Annotated in this window: 15 protein-coding genes and 1 pseudogene; 8 read left to right on the top strand and 8 right to left on the bottom strand. The window is 64.0% G+C overall.

Annotation, left to right across the window (positions count from 1 at the left end; genetic code table 11):
• Positions 1 to 62: 62 nt before the first annotated feature.
• The 3 genes from G7026_RS02910 to G7026_RS02900 all read right to left on the bottom strand — a co-directional run bounded on the left by G7026_RS02910 (position 63) and on the right by G7026_RS02900 (position 2,547).
• Positions 63 to 515 (bottom strand): FxsA family protein, encoded by a 453-nt coding sequence (locus tag G7026_RS02910; RefSeq protein WP_181069276.1) that lies wholly within the window; start codon positions 513 to 515, stop codon positions 63 to 65.
• 117 nt (positions 516 to 632) lie between these two features.
• The gene (locus G7026_RS02905) at positions 633 to 1,343 is read right to left on the bottom strand and encodes a HugZ family pyridoxamine 5'-phosphate oxidase (RefSeq protein WP_181069275.1); all 711 of its coding nucleotides are present in this window, start codon (positions 1,341 to 1,343) and stop codon (positions 633 to 635) included.
• A 199-nt stretch (positions 1,344 to 1,542) separates the two neighbouring features.
• Positions 1,543 to 2,547, bottom strand: a complete 1,005-nt coding sequence (locus G7026_RS02900) for a DUF481 domain-containing protein (RefSeq protein ID WP_181069274.1) — start codon at positions 2,545 to 2,547, stop codon at positions 1,543 to 1,545.
• A 115-nt stretch (positions 2,548 to 2,662) separates the two neighbouring features.
• Between G7026_RS02900 and G7026_RS02895 the strand changes: the two genes are divergently transcribed.
• Together G7026_RS02895 and G7026_RS02890 are read left to right on the top strand one after the other, a co-directional pair.
• Positions 2,663 to 3,034 (top strand): MGMT family protein, encoded by a 372-nt coding sequence (locus tag G7026_RS02895; RefSeq protein ID WP_181069815.1) that lies wholly within the window; start codon positions 2,663 to 2,665, stop codon positions 3,032 to 3,034.
• Positions 3,035 to 3,076: 42 nt separating this feature from the next.
• On the top strand, positions 3,077 to 4,777 hold the full coding sequence (locus G7026_RS02890) for an AmpG family muropeptide MFS transporter (protein WP_181069273.1): 1,701 nt from the start codon (positions 3,077 to 3,079) through the stop codon (positions 4,775 to 4,777).
• A 48-nt stretch (positions 4,778 to 4,825) separates the two neighbouring features.
• On the opposite strand, the gene G7026_RS02885 is transcribed toward G7026_RS02890, so the two are convergent.
• Complete coding sequence (locus G7026_RS02885) at positions 4,826 to 5,647, bottom strand: mechanosensitive ion channel family protein (protein ID WP_181069272.1); 822 nt, start codon at positions 5,645 to 5,647, stop codon at positions 4,826 to 4,828.
• Positions 5,648 to 5,738: 91 nt separating this feature from the next.
• Positions 5,739 to 6,218 carry a YajQ family cyclic di-GMP-binding protein gene (locus G7026_RS02880; RefSeq protein ID WP_181069271.1) on the bottom strand — a complete coding sequence of 160 codons (480 nt, stop codon included), beginning with the start codon at positions 6,216 to 6,218 and terminating at the stop codon, positions 5,739 to 5,741.
• A gap of 144 nt (positions 6,219 to 6,362) precedes the next feature.
• Between G7026_RS02880 and G7026_RS02875 the strand changes: the two are divergent.
• The 5 genes and pseudogenes from G7026_RS02875 to G7026_RS02855 form a co-directional block, all read left to right on the top strand.
• Positions 6,363 to 7,346 (top strand): annotated as a pseudogene (locus tag G7026_RS02875) (response regulator); the annotation flags it as partial.
• A gap of 2 nt (positions 7,347 to 7,348) precedes the next feature.
• Positions 7,349 to 8,260: a putative 2-dehydropantoate 2-reductase gene (locus G7026_RS02870; protein WP_181069269.1), complete on the top strand. Its 912-nt coding sequence runs from the start codon at positions 7,349 to 7,351 to the stop codon at positions 8,258 to 8,260.
• A 41-nt stretch (positions 8,261 to 8,301) separates the two neighbouring features.
• Complete coding sequence (locus G7026_RS02865) at positions 8,302 to 10,326, top strand: sensor histidine kinase (RefSeq protein ID WP_181069267.1); 2,025 nt, start codon at positions 8,302 to 8,304, stop codon at positions 10,324 to 10,326.
• A 1-nt stretch (position 10,327) separates the two neighbouring features.
• Entirely contained in the window at positions 10,328 to 10,918 is a 591-nt protein-coding gene (locus G7026_RS02860) for a cob(I)yrinic acid a,c-diamide adenosyltransferase (protein ID WP_181069265.1), read from the top strand.
• Positions 10,911 to 11,942 carry an ion transporter gene (locus G7026_RS02855; protein ID WP_181069263.1) on the top strand — a complete coding sequence of 344 codons (1,032 nt, stop codon included), beginning with the start codon at positions 10,911 to 10,913 and terminating at the stop codon, positions 11,940 to 11,942. The genes G7026_RS02860 and G7026_RS02855 overlap by 8 nt, the downstream gene beginning before the upstream one ends.
• Before the next feature lie 2 nt (positions 11,943 to 11,944).
• Here G7026_RS02855 and G7026_RS02850 read toward each other — a convergent pair whose 3' ends face one another.
• Positions 11,945 to 12,742 carry an alpha/beta hydrolase family protein gene (locus G7026_RS02850; protein WP_181069261.1) on the bottom strand — a complete coding sequence of 266 codons (798 nt, stop codon included), beginning with the start codon at positions 12,740 to 12,742 and terminating at the stop codon, positions 11,945 to 11,947.
• Complete coding sequence (locus G7026_RS02845) at positions 12,729 to 13,853, bottom strand: DUF3182 family protein (protein ID WP_181069259.1); 1,125 nt, start codon at positions 13,851 to 13,853, stop codon at positions 12,729 to 12,731. The genes G7026_RS02850 and G7026_RS02845 overlap by 14 nt, the downstream gene beginning before the upstream one ends.
• A 352-nt stretch (positions 13,854 to 14,205) precedes the next feature.
• Here G7026_RS02845 and G7026_RS02840 point away from each other — a divergent pair, with 352 nt between their 5' ends.
• Positions 14,206 to 15,606, top strand: coding sequence for an alpha/beta hydrolase (locus G7026_RS02840; protein WP_181069257.1), 1,401 nt, complete (start codon positions 14,206 to 14,208; stop codon positions 15,604 to 15,606).
• A gap of 80 nt (positions 15,607 to 15,686) precedes the next feature.
• Here G7026_RS02840 and G7026_RS02835 read toward each other — a convergent pair.
• Positions 15,687 to 16,030 (bottom strand): FAD-dependent oxidoreductase (locus tag G7026_RS02835; protein ID WP_181069255.1); only part of this gene is annotated, 344 nt, incomplete at its 5' end.

Raw genomic sequence — 16,030 nt, 5'->3', positions numbered from 1 at the left:
TTCTATCCGAAAAACGAAAAAGCCGACATGCATTGCCACATGCGGCCTTAATTGCAGGAGATTCAGCGATCACGCCGCTCCCACTCCCCTTCGATGACTTTGGGTCGCTCGGCACCGGAGCGGGCCTGAAGGTCGTCGGCGAACGCACGCCGACGCTGTGCCTGAGCCTCGAAGCGGCGCTGGACGAGGCCCAGCAGCAGTTTGCGGGTCGGCGGGAACAGAATCAGCAGGCCGGCCACATCGCTGATCAGGCCAGGCAGCACCAGCAGCCCACCGCCGATCGCCATGACAAGACCCTGGAGCATTTCCCGCTCGGGCAATTCACCGCGCGCCAGTCGTTCGCGGGCGCGCCAGGCGGTGGCGAAGCCGGCAAGGCGCAGCACCAGGATGCCAGCCATGCCACTGACAACCAGTAGAAGGAGCGTCGCCAGCACACCGATCGAGCTGCCGACCTTGATCAGCAGCGCCAGCTCAGCCAGCGGAAACAGCAGAAAAAGAAAGAAGAAGATACGCATTGATGGTCCTTGGCGGAAGAACGGCTTCCGATTCTCCGTTAGTGACGCCTCCCACCGATGAATTCAACCCCGCAGGGCAAATTTGCCTGTAACCGGATTATTCCCGACGCCAGGTCGTCACTCTGGCCATCGCGGCGCACGTGCAAGTTCCACCAGCGCCTGTCGCACTGCTCCGGGGTTGTTGCACGCCTGGCCGAACGGCAGCCAGTGCAGCGACTGGCCAATGCGCAGGTGGAAGCCCTCGCTGTCGATCCCGGCGAGCTCGGCGCTCGGCTCGGTGGGCAGCCCCGCCAGCTCGACATAATGTGCGATGGCCGCGCCATGGTCGGCGTTCATGTGTTCGACCATGCCCGTCTCGGCTTCGCCGGCAAATGGATTGGCCAAGGCCACCTGGTCGAGCCAGTGAATGGCACCGAAACCGCCGATGTAGCGCCAGCGCACCGGCTCCAGCCGCCAGAAGTCGAAATCGTGGGCACGGTGATAGTCGCGCGACTCAGGAAAATAACGGTAATAGAGCTGCGCAGCCGAGTCGATGTCGGCAGGCTCGAGCGGCGCGGCCGTGGCCAGCAGGGTCAATCTTCCCGCTGCCTGGACGTCTTCGGCGCCACGCTCGCCGACCAGCAGCGAACAACGACCGTCCGCTTTCAGATTATGGGTGTGCTGTGCGATCCGGCTGATGAGAATCAGCGGATGGCCGTGAGCATCCAGGCAGTACGGCACCACCGAGCCGAACGGGAAGCCGGGCATCGCCTTCGAATGGGTAGAGAGCACGCCACGGTACTCCTTGAGCAATAACAGTCGGGCTTGCTTTGCGGCCTCGGCGCTCACATTCGGTCTCCTGTCGCTTGGCTCGTCGTCGAGCAGAAGGTTCAGCATAACGGCTCGGGAGGGGTGTCGCCCATGCGCATTCGACCGAGGGCCGTCGAGCCTCTTGCGAACGACCTGTGCGTACGCATCCCGAAGGCCGGCGCCGATCGCCGGGCATGAAAAACCCCGCACCAGGCGGGGCTCTTGTACAGCGATCGTCCTACCAGCCGACACCGAAGCCCATCAGGTAGCGGGTCTCGTCCAGGTCCTGGTCCGAACCACTGACGATGTCCTTTTCGGCGCGAATGTTCAGCGACGCCCAGTCGGTGACCTTGTAGCGCAGACCAGCCTGGGCATCGAGCGAGTATTCGGCGACGCTCGCCAGAGGCTTGCCGATTTCGCCATGGGTGAAGAGCTCGAAGGTCTTGCCGGCGAAGAAGCGGTTGTAATCCCACTTGAGCGTGGCCGCATAGAAGGAGTCGCTGCTGCCGTCGGCGAACTCGTAGTCACGACGGTTGAACAGCGAAGCCAGGGAGAAGGCTCCCAGCTCGTTGTCCCAGAACTGGTAACCCGGACCGGTACCGAGCGTACGCTGGCGGCTGATCTCTTCGATGTTGTCGCGCTTGTAATCGACCCGTCCCTGCCAGAACCACTGCTCGGTGAGGAAGCGGTCCAGCGCGTATTCGGCTTCCCAGTTGTCCGCGGTTTCCACCTCGTTGCGCGAATCACGCGTGTACTTGGCCTGCGCATTGTGGCGCCACAGCCCATGGCGAGCGCTGGTCTTGAGCGCGACGTCGTGGTCTTCGCTGTCGTTTTCCGCGCGCTTGTAATCGAAAGCCACGTCGACGTTGCCCGTCCAGGTGAAATCTTCGATCAGCGGCTTGGGCTGGATGATCTGGCTGATGCTGGACAACTCGACCCTGACCGGCTCGGCGCCGTTGACCAGTGTCACGTACCCTGGCTCCCCCGCCTGGATCGTCTTGGTGATCTGCCCATAGGCGTCGTCTTGCTTGATAAGCAGCTCACGGTCGCTTTCCAGCGTCGATATCTGGGACCACTTCAACGGAATGGAGCCGCCATAACTCGTTTCCAGGAGCAGCTTGCCACCGTCCAGCAGCGTGATATTTCCGGTAAGACGGTCGCCGTTCTTCAACCATACGGTATCGGCGAGCGAAGGAAATGACAGGGCGGTGAACGTTACGCAGAGCAGGGTTCTGGTTAGCATAGAAGGTCTGAAAATGACTCGGGAATGGAAATGGAAGGCATTATCCCTATGCTCGGATTCTCGGCAAGCAGTGACACTACCGATGGTCGGTAAGTTCAACGGCATGAACGAAGATATGCAGAAGATCGATGACGATCACAGCTTGAAGCTGTCCGAAGTCGATGAACCGCAGCGCCGGCGCTCGGCGCTTTATCTGACCATGGCGCAGATTCCGCCGGGCAAGGTCATCAGCTATGGCGAGCTGGCGGCAATGGCCGGGCTCGGTCGCGCCGCGCGCTGGGTGGGGCGCACCTTGTCTCAACTGCCCGAGGGCACCAGCCTTCCCTGGCACCGGGTCATTGCGGCGGGTGGCCGCCTCAGCCTGCCAGCCGGCACACGCTCGGGACAGGAGCAGCGGGCGCGCTTGCGCGCCGAAGGAGTGACCATCGTCAACGACCGGGTGGACGTGCGTCGGCACGGCTGGCTTTCGACGGAGCACAGCGGTTAGAGTGCGCGTCTTCGTGTCCCATTCATGACAGATCTCCGCCGTATGTCCCGTGAATCATGGCGCGACGCCCTCGCCGCCTATGCCAGCCCCGCCAGCCTTGCGCTGCTGTTGCTGGGTTTCGCTGCCGGCCTGCCCGCCGTCCTCGTATTCTCGACGCTGTCGGTCTGGCTGCGCGAGGCAGGCGTTTCGCGCGAGACGATCGGGTTCGCCAGCTGGATCAGCCTGGCCTATGCCTTCAAATGGGTCTGGTCGCCGATGCTCGACCAGTGGCGGCTCCCCTGGATCGGCAGCCTGGGCCGCCGTCGCTCTTGGCTCGTGCTTTCTCAGCTGGTGATCGCCGTCGGCCTGATCGGCATGGCGCTGTGCAACCCGCAAACCCACCTCACGCTGCTGATCGCCCTTGCCGTGGCAGTCGCCTTTGCGTCAGCGACCCAGGACATCGCGATCGACGCCTACCGTCTGGAAATCGCCGAGGACAAGCTTCAGGCCACGCTCGCCGCCACCTACATGACCGGCTATCGCATCGCCATGCTGCTGGCCAGCGCCGGCGCGCTGTTCCTCGCCGAGTGGCTGGGCTCGAGCCGCGTCGACTATCAACAAGGTGCCTGGACTGTTACCTATATCGTCTTCGCGCTGCTGATCATCCCTGGTCTGATCACCAGCCTGGTCATCCGCGAGCCAGAGGTCGGCCCTCCGCTGCCCAGCAGCCCGTCCCGACACAGCTTCAACCACCAGTTGGCGGCGGTCGGATTGCTGCTGGTGCTGCTGATTTCCGTACCGGCCATGATCAACGCGCTGATCGCCCAGGCCTGGCCGCGCGCGACCCTTTACGCGCTGTTCATCATCGGAACCCTGTCGCCGGTGGGCCTGACACTGCTGGTACCGGTACGCCAGATGCTGGGTCAGGCCAAGCAGCGCCAGCGGCCAACCCACTTCGACTTCGTCCATCAGGCCGTCTCGGTGATCCTGCTGATCATCCTGCTGGTGGCCACTGGCGGCATGTTCAAGTCCTACTTCGGTGGCTACTGGCCGCGCGGCACCATGTATCTGCTGATCTGCATGGGCTGCCTGTCGGGGCCGGGGCGCATCCTCATGGGGCCGGTGCTGACGCCGATCACCGACTTCATTCTTCGCTATCGCTGGCAGGCCTTGCTGCTGCTGGGCCTGATCGCCACTTACCGGATGTCCGATACGGTGATGGGGGTGATGGCCAACGTCTTCTACATCGATCAGGGTTTCACCAAGGACCAGATCGCCAGCGTCAGCAAGCTGTTCGGGCTGGTAATGACCTTGCTCGGCGCAGCCTTTGGCGGTCTGCTCATCGTGCGCTTCAGCATCCTGCCGATTCTTTTCATCGGCGGTCTGGCCTCCGCCGCCACCAACTTGATGTTCGTGGTGCTGGCGGGCATGGGTGCCAATCTGCAGATGCTGGTGATCACCATCTCCTGCGACAACTTCAGCGCCGGGCTCGCCTCCACGGCGTTCGTCGCCTACCTGTCGAGCCTGACCAACCTCAAGTTCTCGGCTACTCAATATGCGCTGCTCAGCTCGTTGATGATGCTGCTGCCGCGTCTGATCGGGGGCTACTCTGGGGTCATGGTCGAGACCCTCGGCTACAGCGACTTCTTCCTGGTCACCGCACTGCTGGGCGTGCCGACCCTGGTCCTGATCGCCTGGCAGTGGAAACGTAGCCGCCTCGATGCCGAACCGAACAGCGCCGACCCGGCAAGCGAGCGTATCTGACATGAAAAAGCCGGCTTACGCCGGCGTTTTCATGTCAGGCGCAATGCCTCAGTTCTGTACCAGATGCACCACCCGCTGCGGGAACGGAATGCCCACGCCCGCGGCGGTGAGACGCTCCTTGGCCTGCTCGGTGAAGGCAAAGGTCACGGGCCAGAAGTCGGGTGTCGCCACCCAGATCCGCAACGACAGGTTTACCGCACTGTCGCCCAGCCCTGTCACGAACACCTCGGGCGCCGGATCGTCGAGCACCCGTTCGTCTTCGCTGGCAATCTCCAGCAACACCTGGCGCGCGAGCTTGATATCGCTGCCATAGTCGATCCCAAGGTTGATCTCCGCACGCCGCCGCGGCTCACGGGAAAAATTGGTGATATTGCCGTTGGAGAGGCTGCCGTTGGGCACGATCACCGTCTTGGCATCGCCGGTCTTGAGAGTGGTATGGAAGATCTGGATCGAGGTGACGGTGCCAGCCACGCCCTGCGCCTCGATCCAGTCGCCGACCTTGAACGGGCGGAACAGCAGAATCAGCACGCCACCGGCGAAGTTCGCCAGGCTGCCCTGCAACGCCAGGCCAACCGCCAGGCCGGCGGCGCCGATCACCGCGATGAACGAGGTGGTCTCGACCCCCACCATCGAGGCCACGCTGATCAGCAGCAGCCCCTTGAGCAGGATACCGGCCAGACTGCCGACGAACCCGTGCAGGGTCGGATCCACGCTGCGCCGTTGCAGCAAACCGCCGATCCGGGCGTTGAGCGCATTGATCAGCCACCAGCCGATCATCAGCGTCAGCAATGCCAGGGTCACCTGGGCCCCGTATTGCAGCGCGAGGGGAAGCCAGGTTTCGGAAAGGTCGATCAGGTAATTCATATCCATTGCAGGCAAACGCTCCTGTCAGGCAACCGCCGCAACGACATAGGCCGGGCGGCGGCGATAAGGCGGAACGGGCGCTGGCGGCGCCCGCTAATCAATCGCGGAAGTTGTTGAACTGCAACGGCATGCCGAAATCCTTGGCACGCAGCGAGGCGATGGCCTCCTGCAAATCGTCGCGCTTCTTGCCAGTGATGCGCACCTGCTCACCCTGGATTGCGGCCTGGACCTTGAGCTTGGTGTCCTTGACGTGGGCGACGATCTTCTTCGCCATTTCCTTGTCGATGCCTTCACGGAGCAATACGTCTTGCTTGACGGTCTTACCGGAAGGATAGGCATCCTTGAATTCGAGGCACTGTACGTCGATCTTGCGCTTGGCCAGACTCAGCTTGAGAATTTCGATCATCTGCTCCAGCTGGAAATCGGCGTCCGCGGTCATGTGCACGGTGAGTTCCTTGAACTCGAAGCTGCCTTTGCCGCGCAGGTCATAACGACGATCGAGTTCCTTGACAGCGTTATCGACGGCGTTGGTTACTTCATGTTTGTCCAATTCGGACACCACGTCGAACGAGGGCATGGGGTTCCTCCAGAGAAAAGGCGCGCAGCTTTGGAACACCGGTCCGCGCGCAGCTTGACGTTTCAAATGGGCGGTCATTATAACTGGTCGCCAGGACAACGCCTGACTGCCCGGTCAAACGTTTGCGTCACCTTTCATTCCCATTCGAGTCTGCCCATGCCCAACGCTCAACTCAGTATCCTGGTGGTCGATGACGCTAAGTTTTCCAGCGCCATGATCGGCCGCGCCCTAACCCAGGCCGGTTACCAGGATATCCGCTTCGCCAGCAGTGCCGTCGGTGCGCTGGAGCAACTCGAGGAGCGCCCCGCCAGCGTGATTCTCGCCGACTGGCTGATGCCGGAAATCGACGGGCTCGAACTGACCGGTCGCATTCGCCAGCTCGATGAGATGACCGATCACTACAGCTACATCATCCTGCTGACCGGGCGCGAGGGTGAAAACGTACTCAGCCAGGCCTTCGACCACGGGGTCGACGACTTCATCAGCAAGTCGGCGATGAACGAGCAGCTGGTGCCCCGCGTACTCGCCGCCGACCGCCTGTGCAACACGCTGCAGCGCCTGCTGCAGGAAAAACGCATGCTCACCGAGAACATCGCAAGCCTCGAGCAGCGCAACCTGGTCGATCCTCTGACCGGCCTAGGCAACGCCCGCTATCTGCGCCAAAAGATGTACGACAGCCTGCGTCAGATCGAATACCGAGGCAGCGCGGTCTGCTACCTGATGATCGGCCTGCCGGAAGCCGCCGCGCTGCGCCATCGCTATGGCGAAACCTTCTTCAACGAGCTGCTGCACGGCGTCGCCCGACGCCTGCAGCAACTGGTACGGCCGCTGGACGTGCTGACCCGCCTGGACGACAGCCACTTCGGCCTGATCACCCTGCTCGATGACCTCCACGAGTGTTCGCCGAGCAGCTTCCGGCGCCTGCATGAGGGACTCAATCTCAAGGCATTTAAGACCAGCGAAGGATTCATCAGCCTCAAGGCCGGCATCAGCCTGGTCGGGCTCGATGCCAAGGCCCTGCCTATCGAGCCGCAATCGATCATGGACCGCGCCGCTGCGCTGCTGCCCGACGCCTACATAACCGGGCGCATCGCGCCACAGCGCCTGCCGCAACCGCAGCCGGCCTGACGATGAACTGGCACGTTCTTGGCGCAGGTAGCCTGGGAGGTCTCTGGGCCGCTCGCCTGGCGCGTGCCGGCATCTCCGTACACCTGATCCTGCGCAACAGCGAACGCCTGGCCGCCTACCGCGCCGCCAGCGGCCTGACGCTGGTCGAGGATGGCCACGCCAGCCTCTTTCCGATCGCCGCACAGCTGCCCAATGCCGCCACGCCGATTCGGCGCCTGTTGGTTGCCTGCAAGGCGTACGACGCCGAAGAGGCAATCGCCCAGGTTGCCCATCGACTGGTGCCAGGCGCCGAGCTGCTGCTCTTGCAGAACGGCCTCGGTGCGCAACAAGCGATCGCCGCTCGCTGGCCGCAAACCCGTTGCCTGTTCGTTTCCAGCACCGAAGGCGCCTACCGCGAGGCGGATTGGCGCGTGGTATTCGCTGGCCGGGGTCATAACTGGCTGGGCGACCCGCAGGACGCCGCCGCGCCGGACTGGCTGCAGCAGCTCGACGATGCGGGCATCCCCCAAACCTGGTCGCCCGACATCACCGCCCGGTTGTGGCAAAAGCTCGCGCTCAACTGCGCGATCAACCCGCTCACGGTGCTGCATGACTGCCGCAACGGCGAGCTGGGCGAACACCCCGCCGAAGTCGACGCGCTCTGCGCTGAACTCTCCGAACTGCTTCAGGCCAACGGGCTGGCAGAGGCTGCCAGTACCTTGCACGACCGGGTCTGGCAGGTGATAGACGCCACCGCTGGCAATTATTCCTCCATGCATCAGGACGTGCATCAGCATCGCCGTACCGAGGTCGGCTATCTGCTCGGCCATGCCTGCGCCAGCGCCGAACGCCTCGGCCTCGAGCTGCCCGCGCTGCACGAACTGCATCAGCGTCTGCGTCGACACCTGGCCGCGCGTGGATTGCCCCAGGACTGAAGCGCCGCTAACCTGCAGGCACGTCCCGCCGATCCGATGCCATGACCCTGCGCCAGCGTCTCGAAAATCTCCCGGTTGGCCGCAAGCTGCTGGTCGCTCTGCTCGTCCTGTTGATGGCCGTGCTGCTGGTGGCCAACCTCGCGTTCATCAGCGCCGCCTACTGGATATCCCAGCAAAGCGTCGCGCCACAGGCCATGCACACCCTCGGCGCCCTGTTTTCCACGCCCGAGCTGAGCCGCACGGCGCTCGCCTCGCCAGAGTCGGCCAACGAGCTGCTGCAGCGCCTGGACAGCTATGAGCCGCTTCGTGCGGCGATGATCTACAGCCCCGACGGTAGCGCACTGGCGCAGCTGCATCGTGGCGAGCGGCTGCGCCTGCCCAGGCATCTGGACGAACTGGGGCGCTGGCGCCTGGGGGAGTTCCGCGTCAACCTGCTGACCGAACTGCCCCAGGCCGACGGCCCGCCAGGGCATCTGCTGATGGTGGCCAGTAGCGAGCTTCCGGGGGCGTTCTACACCGGCACGCTAAGCGCGAGCCTGGTGATTCTGCTGCTCAGCGTGGCGCTGTGGTTCTTCGTCGCACGGCAGATCCGCGGCTTGATTACCCGACCGATACGCGAACTCGAGCGGCTGTCGCGCCAGGTGACCCGCGAAGAAAACTACTCGCTACGCGCCTCGCCGAAGAATCACGACGAAATCGGCCGCCTCGCCGATGCCTTCAACACCATGCTCTCGCGCATGGAAGCACGCGAGCAGCAACTCAAGCGTGCTCGCGACGACGCCCAGGCCGCCTTCGACCACGCCCAAGGGCTAGCCGAAGAAACCCGCGACTCCAACCGCAAGCTGGAGCTTGAGGTCCAGGTTCGCAGCAAGATCGAACGCAAACTCACCGGATTTCAGAACTACCTCAACAGCATCATCGACTCGATGCCATCGGCGCTTATCGCCCTCGACGACCAGCTTTACGTTACCCAGTGGAACAAGGAAGCCAGCGTGCTTTCTGGCACCCCGCTGGCCGAGGCGCTGAACCTGCCGGTGTTCCTCGCCTTCGAGCCGCTCAAGCCGTTTCTCGCGCAGATCCGCCGTACCGCCGAGCAGCACCAGGTCGAGAAGGTCGAACGCGTCACCTGGATGCGCGGCGAGGAGCCCCACCACTACGCCCTCACCTTTTATCCACTGAGCGGCAGCGCCGGGCGGGGTGTGGTCATCCGCATCGACGACATCACCGAGCGCATCGGTATGGAAGAAATGATGGTGCAGTCGGAAAAGATGCTCTCGGTCGGCGGTCTGGCGGCCGGCATGGCCCATGAAATCAACAACCCGCTCGGGGCTATCCTGCACAACGCCCAGAACATCCGCAGGCGGCTGTCCCCGGAGCTCGAACGCAACCGCGAGGCGGCCGAGGAAACCGGCGTGCGGCTCGATGCGGTCAACCTCTACCTCGAACGACGGGAAGTCCCTGAATTGCTCGACGGCATCCAGCAGGCCGGCGCGCGGGCCGCCAAGATCGTCACCCACATGCTCAGTTTCAGTCGGATGAGCAACCGCGAGCTTGCCGACTGCCCGATACCGACCCTGATCGACCAGGCACTGGAAATCGCCGGCAACGATTTCGATCTGGCCGAGGGCTTCGATTTTCGCTCCATCGACATCGTCCGCGACTTCGATCCACAGGTCGGCCGGGTGCGCTGCATTGCCAACGAACTGGAGCAGGTACTGCTCAACCTGCTGAAGAATGCCGCCCAGGCCATCCACCAGAAAGCCGGCAAGCATGGCCAGATCGTCTTGCGGACCCGCCTTATCGGTCCCTGGGCCGAGATCCAGGTCGAGGACAACGGCAACGGCATGCCCGAGCACATCCGCAAGCGGATCTTCGAGCCCTTTTTCACCACCAAGGAAGTCGGCCAGGGAACCGGGCTGGGGCTTTCCGTTTCGTATTTCATCATCACCAACAATCACAAGGGCCAGATGGAGGTGCAGTCCCGCACGGGCCAAGGCACCACCTTCACCCTGCGTCTGCCGCTCGGCTCGGCCAGCGACGCGGCGCAAACGCCACCAGGACACTGACATGGGCAATCGTCTGTCGAAGATCTATACCCGTACCGGCGACCGGGGCGAAACCGGCCTGGCCGACGGCCGTCGCGTCGGCAAGGATCACCCCCGTATCGAGGCGATCGGGGAAGTGGATACGCTGAACAGCCAGCTCGGCCTGCTGCTGGCCGAACTCACCGATGGCCGGGGCCGCTGGCCAGGCCTCGACGAACTGATCGAGCTGCTCGAGCCCTGCCAGCACCGCTTGTTCGACCTCGGCGGCGAACTGGCGATGCCCGAATACCAGGCCCTCGACGAGCAGGAAGTCGTCCGGCTTGAAGCCACCATCGACCGCTGGAACGAGGAACTCGGCCCGCTCGAGAACTTCATCATGCCGGCCGGCTCGCGGCTTGTCGCCCTCGCTCACCTGTGCCGCTGCCATGCGCGGACCGCCGAGCGCCGCTGCCAGCAGCTCAATGCTCGCGAACCGCTACGCGCCGTACTGCCCGCCTATCTCAATCGTCTCTCGGACCTGTTCTTCGTCACCGCGCGGCTGATCGGTCGCCGCCAGGGCGTGGCCGAAGTGCTCTGGAAAGCGGCCCCCGCGCCGGAGCGTGCGGATGGCTGAGGCCACGCCGATCGAGCGCAAGATGCGCAACCGTGAGGGGCTCCACGCGGCCTGGGAAGCCTTCATCGTCCTGCTGGTCTGCATCAATCTTGCGCTGATCCTGTTCGACAGCCTGTTCGTCCTGGCGCCGATCAACGACGCGCTCGCCACACTGGCTCCGAGCGCGCACCGCTTCTACGACACGCAGATCCATGCCCACTTCATCGTCATCGACCTGGCATTCGTCGCCATCTTCGTCCTCGACGTCCTGCTCGGCTGGGCGGTAGCGATCGGCGAGCGGCGCTACGCACGCTGGTATTACTACCCGTTCGCCCACTGGTACGACGTACTGGGCTGCATCCCGCTGAGCGGTTTCCGCTGGTTGCGGGCCTTGCGCATCGCTGTCCTGGCGATACGCCTGCAACGGCTCGGCCTGATCGACATGCGCCGCTGGGCGCTCTACGGATTTTTCAATCGCTACTACCAGCTGCTGCTCGAGGAGCTGTCGGATCGGGTGATGGTCAAGCTCTTCACCCGCCTGCAGCAGGAGATAGGCACCAGCGACGATCTGGCCCAGCGATTGCTGCAGGACGTGGTCAAGCCGCGGCGCGAACGCTTGCTCGACGATTTGTCGCGGCGCCTGCAGGGCATGATCGAAGCGGGCTACCGAGACCATCGTGGCTCGATCGAAGGTTATGTCAGCACGCTGATCCACCAGGCGCTGGCCGACAATACCGAAATGCGCAACCTGCGCCGCCTGCCGCTGGGCGGGAGAGTCGCCGATACGCTGGACGGCGCGCTGACCGACATCGCCGCGCGGCTTCTGCAGGGTGCCATCGGCGGTATGCAGAGCACGCAATTCCAGACGCTGGCACGCGGCCTGTCGGAGCAGTTCTTCGACGCCTGGTTGTATCAGGACGAGAATACCGACATGGCTCTCGAAGAACTGCTGGTGGACATCATCGAAGTCCTCAAGCAGCAGATCTTCGACCGTCGCTGGAGCCGCTTCGTTGGCCCTAATCCGCCTTCAGCGCCCCCACTCTGAGGTCAAGCCGACTCGTTCCGCCGGCGAGTGCTGAGCACGTCTTCAGCGGCTGTCTGAGCGCCGCCCAGGCGGGCACCGATCAACATCTCGGTCGCCCAATTGACCAGGATCGACGTATAAGCCTTCTGGCAGGCGTCCCCGCTCAAACCGTGGTCGGCACCGTTGATGATCCGGTGCGTCAGCGAATGGGTATTACGCAGCGCCGCGCGATAACTCATGATCGTCTCGTGCGGAACGATATCGTCATGTTCGGATTCGACGATCAACACATCGCCCCGAAACGCCGCACATGCGGCCAGGGCTCGATTCTCCTCGGGCGTCACGCGCGAACGCCGGTAACGGTCGAGGTCGGCCTTGTCGAGCTTGCGCTTGGGCGTCTGCCAGTTTTCGTCGCGGTAGAGCGCCGGCACCCGCAAGCCCAGCCACTTGACCGGGCGCAAGGCGGTGAGAATGGCCGCCAGATAGCCGCCATAGCTGGTTCCGACCACAGCGATAGAGGAGCGGTCGATCGCCGGGTGCTCGGCCAGGCGATCGTAGGCGGCCAGCACATCGGCCAGGTTCTGCTCGCGCGTTACGCTCTGCTGCTGCTCGAGCGTTTGCCCGTGACCGCGCAGATCGAACGACAGGCAGATGCAGCCCAACCCGGCGATGCCCCTGGCACGCGCCAGGTCACGCTCCTGGCTGCCGCCCCAGCCATGCACGAAGAGCATGCCGGGCAGCTTGTTCGGCAGGGACAGAAAGGTCCCGGCAATGCTTTGGTCGTCCACATCGATTTGGATCATTTCGCTATCGGTTGCCATGCTCTTCCACCAGAACGTACTTCGTGATGAAGCCGACGTCTTCGTCATGCCCCTGGTACAACACCTGGGCGGCGCTCGGCACTTGCGCGCCCTCTCCGAAGGCTTCCACTGAACGGACGCGCACCACCGTCGCGCCGCCGGGCCGCGCGAAGGCCTCCAACGCTGCGATCTCGGCGCTGCTGGCGCCACCGATGCGCCACGACTGCTCGAGCACTCCCGAACGCTGTCGCCCGTGCGCATCGATACCCAACGCAATGTCGTAGTTGCGCCGCGAGGCGAAAAAACCGGGGTAGCACGCAGACGCCGCGGCATCGTATTGCTGCGCCTGCTCGACGGCCTGGCGCACCTCAGGCGAGAGATCCAGGCCGAGCAGCGCCTCGAAGCGGCCTGCGACCACCACCAGATCGGAGCCGCCATAGACACTTTCGCCGGCATTGTCGGGTGTCAGCCGCTGGGTGCCGTAGTAGCTAGCGACCCGGCCCCCGACCCGCACCTGCCCGACACTGAAGGTCACCACCTCTTGCAGGTTCTCCTCCAGTACCAGTCCGCACTCGCCAAGTTCGTGCTCATCGAGCTCGGCCAGCGCCTGTTCCAGTGCCTGTAGCGAATCGATCAGCTGTTGTCCGCGCCCTCCGGTGGCCCGTACCGGCTTGCTGCGCAGCGGACCGCGTGCCAGCAGCCGCTCGGCCGCACGTCGCGCGTCGGCGCGGCTGAATACGCTGAACCCGTCCAGTGTGGCGCCGCGAACCTGCTCGGCAAAAGCCGTCGACCAGCCATCCGGAGCTTGCGCATCGGCGCAGATCAAGGGATGAGTGATCGCCTTCGTCGCCACGAAGGCCCAGGGCACCACGCCACCGAACAGGTCCTGCTCATCGCGCAGGCCGAGCTGTTCGGCATGGGCGCACCCCACCACTGTGCCTGAAGGCACCAGATAGACCGCCCCGGCGGTCACGCTGCCGGGATCGCAGTCGCCGCCATAGTCGATCCCCTGCAGATGGGCCAGACGCTGTGCCAGCGCCTGGTGCACATAACGCTCGTGGCCTGGCTCACGGCTGCGGTTGGGGTAGGTCTGTACCACTCGAGAGTATCCAGCGGTGTCTACGCGGGTCATCGTCGTTAGCTCCGGAAAAACGGCTCGGCCCAGGGGCAACGGGCGCTGCGGATCGCTCAGGCGTTTAGGCCGCGATAAGTGATAGACCACCGCAGCCCGACGACGATCCACTCATCCATCCCGACTCCGCTCTGCCCTTATTACAGTCGGACCGCACTCGCGTCATCGCCCCGACTGATGGAACAGCCAGACGTTGCCTTCGCGCTTGACGCCGCCCTGCGCTGTGCCACGGTTAAACAGGGTGTCTGCGCCAGCATTGGAAGAAGTATCACCGGCGGCCTACCGCCGGCGTATGGCAGAAGCCATGGAATGCACTGACCACAACAACAAAAAGTGCAGGAGAACGTTACAGATGAAAACGATCGCCTCCGTAAAGTTCGGCGCCGTGGCGCTGGCCGGCCTGCTGCTGCAGGGCGGCGTCACGGCCCTCGCCCAGGCACAGGGCAAGCCGACCGTCCCGCGTTACGCCCACAGCGAGACGCGCGAACAGGACAGTCGCCTCTACGTTCCGGTGTCCACCCCCTTCGATGCCCTGCCGGGCCTGCCCAGCGAGCGCTGGTACGGTGTCCATCAGGGCGCCTCGTACCGTATCGAGGTGCCGCCGAACTGGAACGGGAAACTGGTGATGTACGCTCACGGCTACCGTGGTACCGGAGCGGAACTGACGGTGACCAACCCGTCGCTGCGCCCCTGGCTGCTGCAGAACGGTTATGCCTGGGCCGCCTCGAGCTACAGCGCCAACTATTACGATGTGCGTGCCGGGGTGGAAGACACCAATGCGCTCGCCCTGGCGTTTTCCTCGATCACAGGTAAGCCGGAGCCCAGCAAGCGCTATGTCACCGGACATTCGATGGGCGGCCACGTCGCCGCGGCAGCAGTGGAGGCCGAAACCCTCGCCACCGCCAACAACCGCGTGCGCTACCACGGCTCGGTGCCGATGTGCGGCGTGACCGGCGATGTCTATGAGTTCGAATACCTGTTCAACTTCACCTGGGCTGCGCAGCACCTGGCCGGGCTCGGCCCGAGCGGCTACCCGGCCAGCGACTTTCAGGAAAAGCTGCCGCAGATCATCGGCAATCTCTGGACGCAGTACCCGACCGTTCCCAACGAGCAGGGCCGCAAGCTGGAGGGCATCGTGCGGGAACTGAGCGGCGGCGAGCGACCGATCTTCGCAGAAGGCTTCAGGACCGCCTATCAGGACGTGGTCATGAGTACCGGCGGTGGCGACGGCACCATCAACGGCATCCTCGCCGATTCGCTGACCGGCAACCTCGGCGTGATCTACCAGTTCGACGACGACAAGCGACTGTCAGCCGAGGAGCGCGCCTTCAACAAGTCGATTCCGCGCGTGCTGGGCCTGCCGATGGCCAACAACCTGCGGCCGGACGGCTTGCGCTGGATTCCGGTGGTCCGTGGCGAGTTCAACGTACCGGTGGTGAGTATCCATACCCTCGGCGACCTGTACGTGCCGTTCAAGCACATGCAGCTGTATCGCAAGCGCGCCGAAACCAACGGCAACGGAGGCCTCCTGGTGCAGCGTGCCATCCGCGCGCCCGGCCATTGCGACTTCAGCTATCAGGAACAGGTCGAGGCGTTCTCGGCGATGACGACCTGGGAGCAGACCGGCACCAAGCCTGCCGGGGATGAGGTGCTCGACGCCCGGACCGTGGCCGACCCGACCTATGGCTGCCGCTTCACCCGCAACGAGGGCAGCGCGCGGGCGGGCCTGCCAGCCTGTGACGGTGCGCTCTAACCTCATCCGGCACTGGACAGAGCGGGAACGAAAAAGGGCAGACCATGGTCTGCCCCTTTCTTTTCCGCCCCGGCGCCGTGTCAGGCCGGCACCGAGCTGCGAATCAAGTGATCGAAGGCACCCAGCGAGGCCTTGGCCCCCTCGCCCACCGCGATCACGATCTGCTTGTACGGCACGGTGGTGACGTCGCCCGCCGCGAAGATGCCCGGCAGCGAGGTCTGGCCACGGGCATCGACCACGATCTCGCCACGTGGCGACAGCTCGACGGTGCCCTTGAGCCAGTCGGTGTTGGGTACTAGGCCGATCTGCACGAAGATGCCTTCGAGCTCGAGCGAATGGAATTCGCTGGAGTTGCGGTCCTTGTAGATCAGGCCGGTGACCTTCTGGCCGTCGCCCTTCACTTCGCTGGTCAGGGCGCTGGTGA

It is taken from the genome of Stutzerimonas azotifigens (assembly GCF_013522725.1).
GTDB lineage: Bacteria > Pseudomonadota > Gammaproteobacteria > Pseudomonadales > Pseudomonadaceae > Stutzerimonas > Stutzerimonas azotifigens_A.
Note: the sequence above shows the minus strand (reverse complement) of the source record. Positions and strands in the feature narration are given on the sequence as shown.

Coding starts and splice junctions, on each gene's coding strand:
- G7026_RS02890 (WP_181069273.1), top strand. CDS start 3,077: ATGTCCCGTGAATCATGGCGCGACGCCCTCGCCGCCTATGCCAGCCCC.
- G7026_RS02850 (WP_181069261.1), bottom strand. CDS start 12,742: ATGGCAACCGATAGCGAAATGATCCAAATCGATGTGGACGACCAAAGC.
- G7026_RS02870 (WP_181069269.1), top strand. CDS start 7,349: ATGAACTGGCACGTTCTTGGCGCAGGTAGCCTGGGAGGTCTCTGGGCC.
- G7026_RS02865 (WP_181069267.1), top strand. CDS start 8,302: ATGACCCTGCGCCAGCGTCTCGAAAATCTCCCGGTTGGCCGCAAGCTG.
- G7026_RS02845 (WP_181069259.1), bottom strand. CDS start 13,853: ATGACCCGCGTAGACACCGCTGGATACTCTCGAGTGGTACAGACCTAC.
- G7026_RS02860 (WP_181069265.1), top strand. CDS start 10,328: ATGGGCAATCGTCTGTCGAAGATCTATACCCGTACCGGCGACCGGGGC.
- G7026_RS02900 (WP_181069274.1), bottom strand. CDS start 2,547: ATGCTAACCAGAACCCTGCTCTGCGTAACGTTCACCGCCCTGTCATTT.
- G7026_RS02885 (WP_181069272.1), bottom strand. CDS start 5,647: ATGGATATGAATTACCTGATCGACCTTTCCGAAACCTGGCTTCCCCTC.
- G7026_RS02880 (WP_181069271.1), bottom strand. CDS start 6,218: ATGCCCTCGTTCGACGTGGTGTCCGAATTGGACAAACATGAAGTAACC.
- G7026_RS02855 (WP_181069263.1), top strand. CDS start 10,911: ATGGCTGAGGCCACGCCGATCGAGCGCAAGATGCGCAACCGTGAGGGG.
- G7026_RS02895 (WP_181069815.1), top strand. CDS start 2,663: ATGCAGAAGATCGATGACGATCACAGCTTGAAGCTGTCCGAAGTCGAT.
- G7026_RS02910 (WP_181069276.1), bottom strand. CDS start 515: ATGCGTATCTTCTTCTTTCTTTTTCTGCTGTTTCCGCTGGCTGAGCTG.
- G7026_RS02840 (WP_181069257.1), top strand. CDS start 14,206: ATGAAAACGATCGCCTCCGTAAAGTTCGGCGCCGTGGCGCTGGCCGGC.